The sequence below is a fragment of the Burkholderia sp. PAMC 26561 genome (assembly GCF_001557535.2).
Lineage (GTDB): Bacteria > Pseudomonadota > Gammaproteobacteria > Burkholderiales > Burkholderiaceae > Caballeronia.
In genome coordinates this window covers 2,887,157-2,902,162 of record NZ_CP014306.1, presented here as the reverse complement: position 1 = coordinate 2,902,162, position 15,006 = coordinate 2,887,157, and the positions used below count along the sequence as shown (strand labels likewise).

At 60.1% G+C, this 15,006-nt stretch carries 16 protein-coding genes; 4 read left to right on the top strand and 12 right to left on the bottom strand.

Annotated elements, in window-relative coordinates; genetic code table 11:
* Nucleotides 1-162 precede the first annotated feature (162 nt).
* Together AXG89_RS13395 and AXG89_RS13390 are read right to left on the bottom strand one after the other, a co-directional pair.
* Entirely contained in the window at nucleotides 163-1,158 is a 996-nt protein-coding gene (locus AXG89_RS13395) for a sugar ABC transporter substrate-binding protein (protein WP_062169926.1), read from the bottom strand.
* Between the two features lie 210 nt (nucleotides 1,159-1,368).
* Nucleotides 1,369-1,650, bottom strand: coding sequence for a hypothetical protein (locus AXG89_RS13390; protein ID WP_062000843.1), 282 nt, complete (start codon nucleotides 1,648-1,650; stop codon nucleotides 1,369-1,371).
* Between the two features lie 384 nt (nucleotides 1,651-2,034).
* Between AXG89_RS13390 and AXG89_RS13385 the strand changes: the two genes are divergently transcribed.
* The 3 genes from AXG89_RS13385 to AXG89_RS13375 all read left to right on the top strand — a co-directional run bounded on the left by AXG89_RS13385 (nucleotide 2,035) and on the right by AXG89_RS13375 (nucleotide 4,116).
* Nucleotides 2,035-2,343 (top strand): PsiF family protein, encoded by a 309-nt coding sequence (locus AXG89_RS13385; RefSeq protein ID WP_061999371.1) that lies wholly within the window; start codon nucleotides 2,035-2,037, stop codon nucleotides 2,341-2,343.
* A gap of 319 nt (nucleotides 2,344-2,662) precedes the next feature.
* Complete coding sequence (locus AXG89_RS13380) at nucleotides 2,663-3,148, top strand: hypothetical protein (protein ID WP_069638350.1); 486 nt, start codon at nucleotides 2,663-2,665, stop codon at nucleotides 3,146-3,148.
* Nucleotides 3,149-3,525: 377 nt separating this feature from the next.
* A complete protein-coding gene (locus AXG89_RS13375; protein ID WP_062000842.1) occupies nucleotides 3,526-4,116 on the top strand; it encodes a BPSL1445 family SYLF domain-containing lipoprotein in 591 nt (196 codons plus the stop codon).
* A 101-nt stretch (nucleotides 4,117-4,217) separates the two neighbouring features.
* Here AXG89_RS13375 and AXG89_RS13370 read toward each other — a convergent pair whose 3' ends face one another.
* From AXG89_RS13370 to mltG, 10 genes are all read right to left on the bottom strand, one after another.
* Nucleotides 4,218-5,285, bottom strand: coding sequence for a glycosyltransferase family 4 protein (locus AXG89_RS13370; RefSeq protein ID WP_062169925.1), 1,068 nt, complete (start codon nucleotides 5,283-5,285; stop codon nucleotides 4,218-4,220).
* Between the two features lie 258 nt (nucleotides 5,286-5,543).
* Nucleotides 5,544-6,950, bottom strand: a complete 1,407-nt coding sequence (gene otsA, locus AXG89_RS13365) for an alpha,alpha-trehalose-phosphate synthase (UDP-forming) (protein ID WP_061999369.1) — start codon at nucleotides 6,948-6,950, stop codon at nucleotides 5,544-5,546.
* A gap of 127 nt (nucleotides 6,951-7,077) precedes the next feature.
* The gene (locus AXG89_RS13360; protein ID WP_062169924.1) at nucleotides 7,078-8,337 is read right to left on the bottom strand and encodes a mechanosensitive ion channel family protein; all 1,260 of its coding nucleotides are present in this window, start codon (nucleotides 8,335-8,337) and stop codon (nucleotides 7,078-7,080) included.
* A 145-nt stretch (nucleotides 8,338-8,482) separates the two neighbouring features.
* Complete coding sequence (locus AXG89_RS13355) at nucleotides 8,483-8,839, bottom strand: Rap1a/Tai family immunity protein (protein WP_061999367.1); 357 nt, start codon at nucleotides 8,837-8,839, stop codon at nucleotides 8,483-8,485.
* 158 nt (nucleotides 8,840-8,997) lie between these two features.
* On the bottom strand, nucleotides 8,998-9,765 hold the full coding sequence (locus tag AXG89_RS13350) for an ankyrin repeat domain-containing protein (RefSeq protein ID WP_062169923.1): 768 nt from the start codon (nucleotides 9,763-9,765) through the stop codon (nucleotides 8,998-9,000).
* A gap of 61 nt (nucleotides 9,766-9,826) precedes the next feature.
* Complete coding sequence (locus AXG89_RS13345) at nucleotides 9,827-10,618, bottom strand: TatD family hydrolase (RefSeq protein WP_062169922.1); 792 nt, start codon at nucleotides 10,616-10,618, stop codon at nucleotides 9,827-9,829.
* A 34-nt stretch (nucleotides 10,619-10,652) separates the two neighbouring features.
* A complete protein-coding gene (locus AXG89_RS13340) occupies nucleotides 10,653-11,165 on the bottom strand; it encodes a GNAT family N-acetyltransferase (RefSeq protein WP_062169921.1) in 513 nt (170 codons plus the stop codon).
* 48 nt (nucleotides 11,166-11,213) lie between these two features.
* Nucleotides 11,214-12,233 carry a DNA polymerase III subunit delta' gene (locus AXG89_RS13335; RefSeq protein WP_062169920.1) on the bottom strand — a complete coding sequence of 340 codons (1,020 nt, stop codon included), beginning with the start codon at nucleotides 12,231-12,233 and terminating at the stop codon, nucleotides 11,214-11,216.
* A gap of 83 nt (nucleotides 12,234-12,316) precedes the next feature.
* On the bottom strand, nucleotides 12,317-12,937 hold the full coding sequence (gene tmk, locus AXG89_RS13330; RefSeq protein WP_062170597.1) for a dTMP kinase: 621 nt from the start codon (nucleotides 12,935-12,937) through the stop codon (nucleotides 12,317-12,319).
* On the bottom strand, nucleotides 12,937-13,953 hold the full coding sequence (gene mltG, locus AXG89_RS13325) for an endolytic transglycosylase MltG (RefSeq protein ID WP_062170599.1): 1,017 nt from the start codon (nucleotides 13,951-13,953) through the stop codon (nucleotides 12,937-12,939). Before mltG ends, tmk begins: the two co-directional genes overlap by 1 nt.
* Nucleotides 13,954-14,014: 61 nt before the next feature.
* On the opposite strand from mltG, the gene ygfZ reads away from it, so the two are divergent.
* The gene (gene ygfZ / locus AXG89_RS13320) at nucleotides 14,015-15,001 is read left to right on the top strand and encodes a CAF17-like 4Fe-4S cluster assembly/insertion protein YgfZ (RefSeq protein WP_061999349.1); all 987 of its coding nucleotides are present in this window, start codon (nucleotides 14,015-14,017) and stop codon (nucleotides 14,999-15,001) included.
* Nucleotides 15,002-15,006 lie beyond the last annotated feature (5 nt).

The window sequence follows — 15,006 nt, the reverse complement described above, 5'->3', positions numbered from 1 at the left end:
GTCCTTCGCGTCAGTAAAAACCACGCTGAACATCGCCTGGCCAGTCATCTCCATGGCGCATCGACGACCCGGCCGTTGCTTCAATTATCGGCAGCGATGCCCGGTTCTTGAGATTTTAGACAGATTTCGACAGACGAATCCCATTTTCCATGCAGATACTTACTACTTTTTGGTAACGAGATCCACCGGCGTTTCCACCACCCCGGACAATTCCGACTGTTTCTTGTGCTCGGCAATTGCTTTTAGCGCGGTATCGATGCCAAAAACTGCCTGTTTTGCAGCGTATTGATCGGCCGTGGCGAGCACGCGGCCATCGGCGAGCATCGGCTTGATGGCGTTGATGTTGTCATAACCCACGACCTGCACCTTGCCTGCCTTGCCCGCTGCGCGAACTGCAGACACGGCGCCAATCGCCATGTTGTCGTTGCCGCACAGCAGCGCCTTCACATTCGGGTTCGCGTTCAGGATTTGCGATGCCACCGCGTTGCCCTTGTCGATTTCCCAGTCGCCTGACTGCAGCGCCACGACCTTCACACCCGCAGCTTGCATGGCTTGCTTGAAACCCGCCGTGCGCTGCTGCGCATTTGTCGTCGTCGAGACACCTTCGATGATGCCGACTTCATCGCCGGACTTGAGCTTCTGCTTCGCCAGATACTCGCCAACCTGACGCGCGCCCTTGGCATTGTCCGGACCCACGAACGGCACGTTCAGGTCCTTGGACTTGAGCACGTCGGAATCGAGCTTGTTGTCGATGTTCACCACGATGATCCCGGCATCGACCGCTTTCTTGATCACCGGTACCAGCGCTTTCGAATCCGCCGGCGCGATCACGAGCGCATCGACCTTCGACACGATCATCTGCTCGACAATGCGGATCTGGTTGGCGGTATCGGTTTCGTCCTTGATGCCGTTCGTGATCAGGTCGAACTGGCTCGGATTATGTTTCTGGTAATCCTTGGCGCCGGTTTCCATGGTCAGGAAAAACTCGTTTGCAAGCGACTTCATCACGAGCGCGACCTTGGGCTTGTGCGCGGTCTGAGCGGCGGCACCGGTCGAATACATCGACAAAGGCAGCGCAGCGCAAGCGCCAAGCGACAGCGCGATGGAAAGAAAGCGGCGGCGCAGCGCTGGTTTTACGGTCTTGTCATGTGAGTTCATGCAACGAATCTCCTGGATTGTTCGAGTTGTCGGATGTCGGGTAGGACGGCGTTGAACCTATGACGCGTAGAACCTGTAGAACGGCTCAACCGGCTGTTTGGCCGACAGCCGCGCGCCCCAAGCGTGGATGTTTCCCCGGCATGCCGCAATTGCTGTTGCCCCTGATTTCAGCACACCCGCTCATTGACCCAGATCCACATGACGCAGCCATCACAGTTCATCGACGGACTGGCCTTCCACCTGCTTGTCGATGATCTTGCGCGCATAGTCGATCCCGGCCCGTGTTGCTTCGATAGGACTTTCGAACGGTTCCTGGTCCGGCACGCCGAACATCTCCGATCTGCCGCTCTCGCCCGCCGAGCTGCGCGAAATGGTCACGACGATATCGAAATGGCGCGGGCCGTCGTCGGGCTCGTCGCGTTCCTTCGCGCGCCGCAACGCCTGGACGCTGATTTCAAAACCTTTGTAGTGATCTGACAAGGGGCTGGTCATGCGCGACTCCTTCAACGGTTGGAACAAGCGGGTCTGCAACATTTCGAAAACCGCAATGTGGCGACGCTGCAACGCGGCATGGCGTGCGGACAGCCAGCGGCAAGCACCGGCGAAATTGTAAGCCTGCAACAGTCGATTGCCGTCATCGTGAAGCACAAGCTTACAACCTTGATCGTGGTACAGCGATGACCGTTCTTCCGCTTCCATGCGCCGACGCGCGAGCGCAGGTTTTCATGCTGTATCGGTACGAAACCGTACGGCATTTGTAGGGCTTTTTGCCATAATGAGGCGCCGAAGCATATATGCCGTTCGGCGAACGCCAGTCCTGGATTTCGACCGGCGTCACCTTGCAGCACGTCATCCATCCAAAGAGGGAGCATCGCCATGAAGATCCGGGCAACCATGACAGCGTTGGCACTGGGCGTAGCGTTAAGCGGGAGCTTCGCTGCAACGCCAGCGTTCGCGCAGAACAGCCAGCAGTCGAAAATGAGTACTTGCAACACGCAAGCCGCCGGCAAGAAAGGCGACGACCGCAAGGCTTATATGAAGGACTGCCTTTCATCGGCGCCAGTTGCTGCAGCTGCACCCATGACCCAGCAGCAAAAAATGACGGCATGCAACAAGACTGCTACCGGCAAGAAAGGCGATGAGCGAAAGGCGTTCATGAAAGACTGCCTGAGCAACAAGGGATAAGCCGCAGCGAGGTGACGCGGGTCGTTACCGCGCAAGCCGCGCGCCTTCGGGCCCGCGGCTTTTTTATCGATCGACCGACTAAAACCCCCCGCGGCAGAACGTCACAAAGCATCGCGAGGCGTGGCAAAGGGTCGCAAAGCCGGGAAAACCCGCACCCGCTCTTATTGCAGCGCACCTACGGTCATGCTACGCGCCACGCGGTTTATCTCATAAGATGACGCGGAGGCGGCCCTGCCCTGAGACACAAATACGACATGCAAGCGCTACGGGTCCGCCAGTCTTGCCGGTTTGCAGCACTGCAACGGACGGAGGCCCGAGGATGGTGTGGCGATATAAAAACCGCTGGTTCAGGCGGTGGCTGGTGCTGATCGTCTTCTGGGCGGTCCCGGTGATGATCGTGGCAGCAAATGAAATCCGCGAGCAACTCGCTTATGACTCCGCGGACCTGTCACACACGCTTTCAACCTGGTCGTTCACCGATACCCAACGCGCGCAGCCCGCAGCTCAACGCTGCCACGGTCCGATCGATGAAGCGCGAAGCGCCGGATGTCCTCAAGACATGCTGGCTGCGAAAACCGCTTTGGACCAGCAGGCCATCGCCCAATACGCGACACGCAAAGGCGTGCTGTTCGGCTATCTCTGGACTGCCTTCATTGGATACTGGGTGGTCCCGGCCATCACGCTTTTCGTACTCGGCGCGATCATCGGTGTGATTCGTCGATCACTGCGTCATCCGATGAAGCAAAACGACGTTCAATCCACGCACGAACCCGCTCACAAAACCACGCACGTCGCCAAACCATGAGACTGCGCATTTGCGTTGTGACAACAAATTCGCTTCTTTTTGACCAAATCATCCCATCTTTCAAACTTATTTTTACGGGTAAGTTTGACCGTAATTCCCCGTTCCTGGTTGAGGTGGCCCGTATTTTGCGCAGTGCAGATCTGCTGGACGGGAGCACAAAATGTTTCACACAAACAAGCGGGTTCTCGCTCGGCCAAGCGGCGGGCCGCTCCAGGTCAAAATTACCTCACCGGATCGTACTATCGTGCTCAAGCCCAAGCGGGGCAAGGCTTTGCGCGATCAGCGAAGGTGTTGTTAAACGACCTGCTGTGTTATAAATCGCCCTGCTGGAACACTCGTTAGATGGGGTTTCCCAAAAAACCACGATGGAGAAAACGATGCAAAGACGAAACTTCATGATCAAATCGACCGCCGCACTTGCAATGGGCGGCTTCGCGCTGGCCGGTTGCACGACGACGTCGAACCAGGGCGCACAAAAGACGGCAGGCGACGCGGACGCACGCCGTTCCATTGACTCGGATATCGATGCGACCATGCAGCGCCTGTACGTTACGGCCAAAGGCTCACGCGAACTCGTGGGCAAGGCGCGCGGCGTGCTGGTGTTCCCGTCGGTAATCCAGGCGGGCTTCATCGTGGGCGCGCAGTACGGCAAGGGCGCGCTGCGAGTGGGCGGCAGCTCGGTCGGCTATTACAGCACGACCTCGGGTTCCATCGGCTTGCAGGCTGGTGCGCAATCCAAGTCGATCATCTTCCTGTTCATGACGCAGGACGCACTCGACAAATTCCGCAATACCGACGGCTGGTCGGTGGGCGGCGATGCATCCGTCGCACTGGTCAAGATGGGCGCAAACGGCAACATCGATTCGACGACAGCAACCGCGCCGGTCGAAGTGTTCGTGCTGACGAACGCCGGCCTGATGGCCAATCTGTCACTGGAAGGCACGAAGGTCTCGCGTCTGTCCATCTGAGGTTTCCAAGCCTGTCTTGTTGACTTGATGCCGCAAAAAAACCGCCGCGCAGCCCGACCCTAAAGGTCGTACTGCGCGGCGGTTTTGTCTTGCGTGGTCCTTTAGCTCGTGGCGCTGTCGATCAGCTTGAGCCGTGAACGCTTCTGCGCCCTCACAACGGCCTGATAAGCATCCACGTACTGTTGCGCCATGCGGTGCGACGTGAAGCGCTCCTCGAAGCATTTACGCACGCCTGCGCGGGAGATGGTGTGCAGCCGGTTCACGGCGGCAACCGCGCCAATCTCGTCCTCGACAATAAACCCCGACACGCCCTCGTCCACCACTTCCGGCACTGCGCCGCGGTTGAATGCGATCACCGGCGTGCCGCACGCCATGGCTTCGATCATCACGAGGCCAAACGGCTCGGGCCAGTCGATCGGGAACAGCAGCGCGTGGGCGCCGGAGAGAAAATCGGCTTTCTGATGGTCATCGATTTCACCGATGAACTCCACATACGGCAGCTTCATCAAGGGCGCAATTTCGCGCTCGAAATACTCGCGATCGGCCGAGTCCACCTTCGCCGCGATCTTTATCTTCATGCCGCAACGCCCGGCTATACGAATGGCAGTATCGACGCGTTTTTCCGGCGATATGCGCCCGAGAAACGCCAGGTAGGTCTGGTCGGCCGGCTGCGGCATGTATCGCTTTTCCGGCAGCCCGTGATACACGGTTGACAACCACTTTGCCTGTGGCAATGGATGGCGCTGCGAATCCGAGATCGAGATGACCGGCGCGGTGTTGAAGGTGTTGAAAATCGGCTGCTGCTCCGGCAAGTCGAGCCGGCCATGCAGCGTGGTGACGAACGGCGTGTCCTGCCGCTTGAAGAGCGAGAACGAGTAGTAATCCATGTGGAAATGCAGGACGTCGAAGTCGTCGGCGCGACGGCGAACCATTTCCATCAGCAGCATATGTGGCGCAATCCGGTCCCGGATAGCCGGGTCGAGCCGCAACGCGCGTGGCCAGACGGCTTCGAGCTTGGCCTTGGTCTCGGAGTCGCCCGAAGCGAACAGCGTGACATCGTGCCCAAGCTCGACTAGCGCCTCGGTGATGTACGACACGACCCGCTCGGTTCCCCCATACAGCTTGGGCGGCACCGACTCGGTCAGGGGTGCTATTTGTGCAATTCTCATTGTTCTCGTCTCCACTCGGTCTTACGTCGCCGCGATCTTTAGCCGGTGCAATGCCGGATAAGCACGGTCGCCGGTCGTCACGCGCGAGCATTCCTCTCGTAATGACGACACCCGCATTATTGGCCGTGAATGCGCCGGCGTTTGCAAAACTTTCACTTTCATGACGCTGTTACAGTCACGAAACACACGTTTTGCAACGTTACATCGGCGTTTTTGGACCGTTTCTTGAGTGGTGAGAACGTTTTTTTTGATTACCGCTTATTTCGTCTTCGACGACGGTTTGCCCTTTGGGACACCGCGAAGGTCGGCGAGAAACGAGTCGCGCCACACGCCGAGATCGTACTTGCGCAGCATTTTCATGTTCGTCTCATAGCGCTCGCGACGCTCGGCAAGCGGCATGGATAACGCGCGCCCGATCGCTTCGCTCATGCCGACGATATCGTGGGGATTGACCATGATAGCGCCCGTCATTTCGTCGGCGGCGCCGGCGAACTGGGACAAGACGAGCACACCGGGATCGTCCGGATTTTGCGCCGCAACGTATTCCTTCGCGACGAGGTTCATGCCGTCGCGCAACGGCGTGACCAGCCCGATCTGCGATTCGCGGAACAGCGACATCAGCTTCCACCGGTCATACCGCTGGTTCATGTAGCGGATCGGCGTGTAGTCGAGACCGGAGTAGCGGCCATTGATGCGCCCGGCCTCATACTCGAGGTTATGGCGGATTTGCTGGTACGTATCGACGTCGGAGCGTGTTGGCGGCGCAATCTGCACGAGCGTGACATTGCCGCGCCATTCCGGCGATTTCTCGAGGAAATGCTCGAAAGCCTTGAAGCGCTCGACCAGCCCTTTTGAATAATCCAGCCGGTCCACGCTCATGATGAGCTTGCGTCCTTCAAGACTCTGCTTCAGATCCATCACATCCTGACGTGCTTCGCCACGCGTGGCTTGCTCGGCGATCTCATCGGGGAAAATGCCGATCCGGTACACGCCCGTTTTCAGCTTTCGGCCAAAGGCTTCCACCTGACCGTCGGCGCTTGCCGTGCCATGCGCGTGACGCACGATGTAGTCATGAAACGCAGCCTGATCGCCGGGGGTCTGGAAACCCACCACGTCGTAGCAGCATAGTGACTTGACCAGTTCCTCGTGCGGCGGAATGTTGAGCAGGATCTGCGGCGACGGAAACGGGATATGCAGGAAAAAACCCATCCGGTTGGTGACGCCTTCAGAGCGCAGCGCTTCGCCGAACGGGATCAGATGGTAGTCGTGGACCCAGATGACATCGTCGGGCTGCAGCAGCTTGATCGCACGGTGCGCCAGCCACGAGTTCACCCTTCTGTATCCGGCGTATTCGTCGCGGTCGTAGACAGCCAGATCGTTTCGATAATGGAAGACCGGCCAGAGCGTCGCGTTCGAAAAACCGCGGTAATACTGGTCGTAATCCTTTTTCGGCAAGCCGACAGTCGCGAATGTGACTGCGCCATCCTGTTCGAGCTTCGGGCCCTGGTTCGCGACCGTGTCGCTCACCACGTCGCCGCTCCAGCCGAACCACACGCCGCCACTGTCCTTCAGCGCGCCGAATACACCCACGGCGAGGCCGCCGGCGGAGCCTTTGGTTTCTGTCGGTGAAGCAACTCGGTTCGATACAACGACTAGACGGCTCATTCCTGGAATTCCTTTCTTGGTTCGTGACGTCCGGGTTTTCGGGTCCATCCGGAAATAGTAGTGAGTTTGGCCCCGGGCGGCGGCCTCAGTTCAAACTTTGTCCGGATCTTGAAGTCGGATGCGGCGTTCAGCGCCGCTCGCCCGCGCTGGCAGGCTCGGGCGCTGTCGATGCCGCCGAATGCGCCGTCGGATCCGGGCCATGCCGCTCTCCGCGGCTAGCCACCGGATCGGCTTCCGTATTGGCCGTTCCGCGTACTGGCGGCCGGATCGCGCTGCTTGCCTGCGTCCGGTCGAGCGGCGCGACGAAATCGACATGCTCGCCCTCCGGCGCCAAATCCGCCCGCGTGCGCGGCAGGAACTGCGGGAACTCGGCTTGGGCAAAGTTCAGCAGACCTTCGCGCACGCGGCATCGAAGGTCGAAGTTCAGGCCGGAATCGAAGGAACTGACGAGCACGCGAATCTGCATCGACTTTTCGGTGGCGTCGGTGACCTGAAGTACCTGCACGCGGCCATCCCATTCCGGCGCATGCTCGAGGATGCGTTCGAGCTCTTCGCGCAATGGCGCCATCGGCATGCGGTAATCGACGTAGAAAAACACCGTCCCGATGATCTGCGAACTATTGCGCGTCCAGTTGGTAAAAGGGTTCTCGATGAACCATTGCAGCGGCACGATCATGCGCCGCTGGTCCCAGATCCTGATGGATACATAGGTACCCGTGATTTCCTCGACGCGGCCCCATTCGCCCTGGATCACGACGACGTCGTCGAGCCGGATGGGCTGCGACAACGCGATCTGCAAGCCGGCAATCAGGTTGCCGAGCACGGGCCGCGCGGCAATACCGGCGACCAGCCCCGCCACGCCCGCCGACGCCAGCAAGCTCGCGCCGATCTGCCGCACGGCCGGAAACGTCATCAACGCGCCACCAAACCCAATGATTACGATGACCACCATCACGGAGCGCGCCAGCACGCGTGCCTGCGTGTGTATCCGGCGGGCCTGCAGATTATCCTTGGAGTCGAGCGGATGGGCCTGAACCAGCGCTTCGGCCACGGCGCCGACCGAACGCACGGCGAGCCACGTCAGCGCGACAATCAACGAAAGGGTCAGCAGGTCGCGCAACGCGGCGGCGAAGGGCAGCGAATCCGGCGCTTCGACCAGCACGAAGCCGAGCGCGAGGATGATGAGGAGCGCGAGCGCGGGTTTATCGATGAAACGCAGGACCACGCTCATCAGCGGGTACGGCCGCGCGATGCGCACGAGAATCCGTGCGCCGATCCGATGTACGCCGATGGCAAAGAGGACCGCGAGCGCTGCTACGACAATGGCGCCGGGCCAGGTGTTGAGCGGCGCCGAAGCGATGCGCTCGAAGGTATCGAAATTGATCATCTTCGTCGTGGAATCAGCCTTGAGAAGGTGGATACGACGGGATTTGCAAAAGGCCGGTTACATGACCGGCGTATTGCAGTGCAGCAAATGCTGTGCCCGGCTGATCAGGCGGCGGGCATCAGAGGGGCGCACAGCCAAGAAACGCTTACTTTTCCGCCTTGCACGGAAAGGCTTTACCCAGCCCCAGGGAAACCATGGTCGTCGCGTTGAAAGTGCCTTGGGCGGGATTCTCGGCGATAAATTTGCGCACCGCGTCAGTCAGCTCTTGCGGTTTTACATCGACGGGAAGGCAAAAATACTGGCCTACCTGCGGACCGGAAGTGCCGCCGATTGCTTCGATCGTGTTGTAGATGCCGTCAGCGGCACCTTCTATGTAAGCCGCGCATGCGCTGCGCGAAGCGGTGTCCGTCTTGGTACAAAGCATGTTCAGATCGTTGCCGGTGAACGCTGCCGCGCTGAGCGGAAACGCAAGCACCCCGGCCATGACTAAAACCCGCAGCATGATGATCCTTTTTTATGATTGGCGGTCGCCGGGTGTGGCCCTCCCTGCGCCTTGCAGCGCCTTTTGGCTCGATCCCGGCTTGTTTGGACTATTTCTTATAATGACGCTTTGCGGAGCGCGAAACCGGTTTGATTTTCCGGCCTCGCTTCGCGAGTGCGTCATTTTGCACTGTTTGTACCGGTTTGCGGGGTTCCGGATGCGCCCGCGGCGCCCGCCGCCTGCATGGACGCCAGCCGCGCCGCCAGGCCTTCCGCCACGTCCTTCTCGTGATACTGCTTCGCGAAGTCCACCGCAGTCAGGCCGATCTGGTTCTTCACGCGCAAGTCGGCGCCTTCATCGAGCAGCAGTTTCACCGTGGACAGGTGGCCGCCGCGCGCCGCCATCATCAGTGGCGTGGTGCCGTTGGGTGACCCCGAATCGATGTACGCCGAATGGTCGAGCAGTACCTTGACCACATCGTCATTGCCGTTGGTCGCGGCGTAGTGCAACGGCGTCCAGCCCTTCTTGTTCACTTCCGCGTCCTTCGAGATCAGCATGTTCACGAAATCGAGGTCGTCGTTGAGCGCGGCCAGCATCATTGCGTTTTCGCCGGCGGGGTCGAGCTTCTCGAGATCGGTCTTCGGATTCTCGGCGAGCAGCTTGCCCACCTTGTCGGACTTTTCGCGTGCGGCGATCACGAGCAGCGGCGCGCCGGTGTTATCGACGAGATTCGGATCGATGCCTTGCGACAACAGCTTCTTGACGGCCGACACATCGTCGAATTTCACCGCCTTGATCATGGAATCCTCAGGCGCCGCGAAAACCGGTTGAGCAATGGCTGCGGCCGTCAGGACGATGCCCGTGACCAGCGAGCGCCACGTCTTGCTGCGCGCGGCCGTCTGGCGGTTGAAAGATGTCGAAAATGAATCCGTCGAAAGTTTGAGCATGTGTTCCTTGGGGATTACTGGCTGAATCTAATAGTTTTCGCGTCGAAGGCTTCCGGCGAGCCTAGTGTTCGACAGGCTCGGGAATCTTGAAGAGCTTGAAGAAATTGCGGGTCGTGGCGGTTGCCAGCGCGTCTTCCGGCATTTCACGCAACTGCGCGATGAAACGTCCGACATAACTTACGTACGCAGGTTCATTCGACTTTCCACGATAAGGCACCGGCGCGAGATACGGCGAGTCCGTTTCGATCAGCAAACGCTCGAGCGGCACGCGTTGCGCGACGTCCTGCACGTCCTTCGCGCTCTTGAACGTGACGATGCCTGACAGCGAAATGTAAAAATCCTGCTCGAGCGCGGCTTGGGCGACGTGCCACGGCTCGGTGAAACAATGCATCACGCCGCCCGGCACGCTTGCACGCTCCTCGGCCATGATCCGCAGCGTGTCTTCCCACGACGACCGTGTGTGGATGATCAGCGGTTTGCCCGTCTCGTGGGCGGCCCGGATATGCGTGCGAAAGCGTTCACGCTGCCATTCCATGTCGGCGATGCTGCGCCCTTCCAGACGGTAGTAATCCAGTCCTGTTTCGCCGATGGCGACCACTTTCGGATGCTGCGCCAGTTCCACGAGCTGCTGGACGCTCGGCTCCTGCGCATCTTCGTGATCCGGATGCACGCCCACCGATGCATAGATATGCTCGTTTTCTTCCGCGATCTTGAGCACCGAAGGCAGCGTTTCCAGATCCACCGATACACACAGCGCGTGCGTCACCTTCAGCTCGTGCATCTTGCTGAGGACTTCGGGCAGCCGGTCGGCGAGACCTTCGAAATTGATGTGGCAATGTGAATCGACGAACATGGTGGTTCCGTGGTGATTTCCGACAAGGCTTTGATTAGCCGGCGGATTGCGGGATCAGCCGGCGGCCGAGAATCACGAGATCGCGCTCTATGCCGTCCAGCACCGCGACACGCGGCAGCGTGCCCCAGACGTCGAACTGGAAGCGGCGGAACAGGCGCAGGCTCGGATCGTTATGGCCGAACACGAAACCCAGCAACGTATCGATACCCAGTTCCGGCGCGCGTGCCAATGCCGCGTCCAGCAACTGCGTTCCCAGGCCGCGTCCGCGCGTTTTCTCGTGCAGATAGATGCTGACTTCGGCCGTGCGCAAATAAGCCGGACGTCCGTAGAAATCGGAGAAGCTCAGCCACGCGACGATCGCGCCGTTTTCCTCCACGACCCAAAGCGGCCGGGCGTTCGGCCCGTGAGCATGGAACCAGGCGAGACGGCTTTCGACTGTCACCGGCTCCAGATCTGCCGTCACGAGCCGCGAGGGCACCGTGGAGTTGTAGATGGCCACGATGCCGGGAAGATCATCGAGAACCGCGTCGCGGAAACGGAGAGTCATGGTGCGTTTTGCTTTTGCGAATGAATGTTTACGGACGTGAATGGCAAGTCAGGCGGCGTTGAACACGTCGCGATAGCCCAGAAACAGCTCTTCAAAAACCAGCCGCGCGTTGAGCGGATGATTCTCCACCGCGCGCTGGCGCGTCACCGACTTTTGATAGCGGGAAAACCTGTCCACATCGAGTTGCGCGGCGCAGCGTTCGAGGGCCTTCGATGCCGCCGGGAAATACCGCGGCCGCCGCGCCGTTTTCTGCGCCAGCACATCGTAGAGCCAGCGCTGCATCCAGCCGAGGACCATCGGAACGGGCAGTTTCTGCAGATTCTCACCGCATGCAAACGCATCGCAGCCGGGACCCGCCGCCAACTGCGCCAGCGCGAAATCACGGAGGGCGCGGTTTTCATCGTTGGCGAGCGCCAGCGCAGTCAGTGGCGCACCGCCCGCTTCCGCAAGCAGCGCCGCCGGTTGCTGAACGCCTTGCTGCGCGAGCCAGGCTACGGAAGGTTCGGCGGCCGGGAGGGTCATCGGCCATTGTCGGCATCGGCTGATGATCGTCGGCAACAACCGGTCGATACGCGCCGTCACCAGGATAAACACAACGCCCGCCGGAGGCTCTTCCAACGTCTTGAGCAAAGCGTTCGCGGCAAACACGTTGATGGATTCGGCGGGGTAAATCATCACGACGCGCGCGCCGCCCCGGTGCGAGCCGAGGCTGAAGAAATTCGACAGGCCGAGCACTTGATCGATCTTGATCTCCTTGCTCGGCACCTTGGTTTTCTTGCCTTCATCGGCATCCGGCTTTTCGTCGCTGATCAGTTCGCCGGCGAGCGCTTCCGGAAGCACCGCCCGATAATCAGGATGATTGCCCTGGCTAAACCAGAGGCAAGCGACGCAATGACCGCACGGTTCCCGCGTCGCAGTCGGTGCTTCGCACAAAAGGCTCTGTGCGAGATGTTGCGCGAACTGCAATTTCCCGATGCCCGCGCGCCCATGCAGCAACAACGCATGCGGCCAGCTTGCGCGCAGTTGCTCAAGTTGAGCCCAGTCGTCGGTTTGCCACGGATAGATCATGAAAAGTCTTTTAAATCAGTAATTTAAGCTGCGTTGTTGTAAATTACAATTAACTTTATTTCTTGCATAAATTCGTTTTGAAATCAGATGCTTGAAACGACTTCCTCAAGTTTTTTCTGAATATCTGCGACCGACCGTGTTGCATCGATTACCACGAACCGGCCTGGTGATTCCGCCGCCCGACGCAGATACTCGGCTCTCGTACGCGCAAAGAACGAATCGGACTCGCTCTCGAACTTGTCCGGCGCACGTACCGCGCCCCGGCGTTCGCTGGCCACGTTCGTCGGGACATCGAAAAGTACGGTCAAATCCGGTTGAAATCCGCCCTGCACCCAACGCTCCAGTGCTTCGAGCTTGTCGCGCGGCAGACCCCGGCCGCCGCCCTGATACGCAAAGGTGGCATCGGAAAATCGATCCGACAGCACCCAGTCGCCGCGCGCCAGCGCCGGCTCGATCACAAGCGCCAGATGCTCCCGGCGCGCAGCGAACATCAGCAGCGCCTCGGTTTCGAGGTCCATCGGCTGGTTGAGAAGCAATTCCCGCAGGCTTTCGCCGAGCGCCGTGCCGCCGGGTTCGCGCGTCATCACGACCGAGTGGCCGGCCGATGCGATCTTCGCTTCCAGACGTTCGCGGAACCACCCGAGGTGCGTTGTCTTACCCGCCCCGTCGATGCCTTCAAACGTGATGAATTTGCCGCGCACCATCATTGTCCCCGGATGTACTTGTCGACGGCCCGATTGTGGTCGCCGAGATTGTCTGAAAAGAAGCTGCTGCCGTCGCCGCGCGACACGAAATACAGCGCGCTGCTCGACGCAGGGTTGACCGTCGCTGCCAGCGCCGCGACGCCGGGCAAGGCGATCGGACCGGGCGGCAGGCCCATGCGCGTGTAGGTATTGTACGGAGTGTCGGTTTGTAAATCTTTCTTCTTGAGCCGGCCGCCGTAAGCCGGGCCCAGGCCGTAGATCACTGACGGGTCGGTCTGCAAAGGCATGTTGATGCGCAGCCGGTTCGCAAACACGGCCGCGACCAATGGCCGGTCGGCGGCGCGCCCGGTTTCCTTCTCCACGATCGACGCCATGATCAGCGCGTCATACGGCGTCTTGTACGGCAGGTTCTGTGCACGCGTGTTCCAGGCTTCCGTCAGGCGCATCTGCATCAGTTTGTACGCACGTTTGTAGACGGCGATGTCGCTCGTGCCTTTATCGAAGAGGTAGGTGTCGGGGAAAAACAGACCCTCCGCCGTCGCCTTCGCAATCACGTCGTCCGGCGCGCCGATGGCCTTCAGCAGATCGGTATCCGTCATGCCCGCGGTGTCGTGCTGGAGCGCCGGATTGCCGTCCAGCTCGTTGCGCATTTTCTGGAACGTCCACCCTTCGATGATCGTCGCCACGTATTCGTTCACGTCGCCACGCGCGATTTTTTGCAGCATCTCGTAGGGCGTGACGCCTTCCTTGAACGCGTAATTGCCGGATTTCAACTGCGACGACAGGCCGAGCACGCGCGTCATCAGCACGAACAGCTCGGGGCGCATATGGGCGCCGCCGCGATCGAGCTGGGTGCTCACGCTTTTCAGCGTACTGTGGGACTTGATGGTGATGTCGAGTTCGGGCGAGGCCAGGTCGACCGGGCTATTCGCCCACTTGAACATGCCCGCGACGAGCGCACCGGCAACCACGACCGCGACGACCGCCGCGACCAGACATTTCTTCAAAAGGGACATGCGAAACACGCTCTAGGTAAGACCCATATAATACTTGTTCGCCATCGTCCAAGTCAGGTCCATGAATTCTTCGACCGGTACACCCGCTGCTTCTCCTTTCAAGGCTGTGCTCAGCGGCGGAATTTTCGCGCCGCTCACGCAGTTTGGTTTCATCGATACTACCGGCGACGACGCCGCCGCCTTTCTTCACACGCAACTGACGAACGACGTCCAGCACCTGGATGCATCGACGGCGCGTCTGGCGGGGTATTGCTCGCCGAAAGGCCGCTTGATGGCGTCATTCCTGATGTGGCGTGCCGGGGACGCAGTGCGTTTGATGATCGCCGCCGACTTGCAGGCCACCGTGCAGAAGCGGTTGTCCATGTTCGTGATGCGCGCAAAAGCCAAGCTGGCGGATGCCACTCCGGCGCTGACCGCCGTCGGTTTTGCAGGCGACGTGCGCGACGCGCTGTCCCATCTCTTCGATGCCATGCCTGACGGCGTGCACGTGAAAGTGGACGGTCCGCTCGGTTCGCTGATCCGCGTACCCGATGCCGCCGGCCGTCCGCGTTTCCTGTGGGTCGGCCCGAAGGCAGAAGTCGATTCGCATCTCGCCGCGCTGGAAAAGAAACTGACTCGCGCGAGCGCCGAAGTGTGGGACTGGCTCGACATTCACGCGGGCGAACCGCGCATCACACAGCCGGTGTCCGAGCAGTTCGTCCCGCAAATGGTCAACTTCGACGTGCTCGGCGGCGTCAACTTCAAGAAAGGCTGTTATCCGGGTCAGGAAGTGGTCGCGCGCAGCCAGTATCGCGGCACGATCAAGCGGCGCACATCGCTCGCGCATGCGGAAATGGCCAAAGCCGGCGACGAACTGTTCCACTCCGACGACCCCGGCCAGCCCTGCGGCCTCGTGGTCAACGTAGCGAGCGCGCCCGATGGCGGCGTGGATGCGCTCGTGGAAATCAAGCTTGCGGCGCTGGAACAGGGATCGGTGCATGTGGGCGCGGCGGATGGTCCCGTGCTGAAGTTCTCGCCGCTGCCGTACGCCTTCCCCACAGAAGTCTGAGGCGC

Excerpts from the sequence above, each read along its gene's own strand:
- AXG89_RS13395 (WP_062169926.1), bottom strand. The coding sequence starts at position 1,158 with ATGAACTCACATGACAAGACCGTAAAACCAGCGCTGCGCCGCCGCTTT.
- AXG89_RS13390 (WP_062000843.1), bottom strand. The coding sequence starts at position 1,650 with ATGACCAGCCCCTTGTCAGATCACTACAAAGGTTTTGAAATCAGCGTC.
- AXG89_RS13385 (WP_061999371.1), top strand. The coding sequence starts at position 2,035 with ATGAAGATCCGGGCAACCATGACAGCGTTGGCACTGGGCGTAGCGTTA.
- AXG89_RS13380 (WP_069638350.1), top strand. The coding sequence starts at position 2,663 with ATGGTGTGGCGATATAAAAACCGCTGGTTCAGGCGGTGGCTGGTGCTG.
- AXG89_RS13375 (WP_062000842.1), top strand. The coding sequence starts at position 3,526 with ATGCAAAGACGAAACTTCATGATCAAATCGACCGCCGCACTTGCAATG.
- AXG89_RS13370 (WP_062169925.1), bottom strand. The coding sequence starts at position 5,285 with ATGAGAATTGCACAAATAGCACCCCTGACCGAGTCGGTGCCGCCCAAG.
- otsA (WP_061999369.1), bottom strand. The coding sequence starts at position 6,950 with ATGAGCCGTCTAGTCGTTGTATCGAACCGAGTTGCTTCACCGACAGAA.
- AXG89_RS13360 (WP_062169924.1), bottom strand. The coding sequence starts at position 8,337 with ATGATCAATTTCGATACCTTCGAGCGCATCGCTTCGGCGCCGCTCAAC.
- AXG89_RS13355 (WP_061999367.1), bottom strand. The coding sequence starts at position 8,839 with ATGCTGCGGGTTTTAGTCATGGCCGGGGTGCTTGCGTTTCCGCTCAGC.
- AXG89_RS13350 (WP_062169923.1), bottom strand. The coding sequence starts at position 9,765 with ATGCTCAAACTTTCGACGGATTCATTTTCGACATCTTTCAACCGCCAG.
- AXG89_RS13345 (WP_062169922.1), bottom strand. The coding sequence starts at position 10,618 with ATGTTCGTCGATTCACATTGCCACATCAATTTCGAAGGTCTCGCCGAC.
- AXG89_RS13340 (WP_062169921.1), bottom strand. The coding sequence starts at position 11,165 with ATGACTCTCCGTTTCCGCGACGCGGTTCTCGATGATCTTCCCGGCATC.
- AXG89_RS13335 (WP_062169920.1), bottom strand. The coding sequence starts at position 12,233 with ATGATCTATCCGTGGCAAACCGACGACTGGGCTCAACTTGAGCAACTG.
- tmk (WP_062170597.1), bottom strand. The coding sequence starts at position 12,937 with ATGGTGCGCGGCAAATTCATCACGTTTGAAGGCATCGACGGGGCGGGT.
- mltG (WP_062170599.1), bottom strand. The coding sequence starts at position 13,953 with ATGTCCCTTTTGAAGAAATGTCTGGTCGCGGCGGTCGTCGCGGTCGTG.
- ygfZ (WP_061999349.1), top strand. The coding sequence starts at position 14,015 with ATGAATTCTTCGACCGGTACACCCGCTGCTTCTCCTTTCAAGGCTGTG.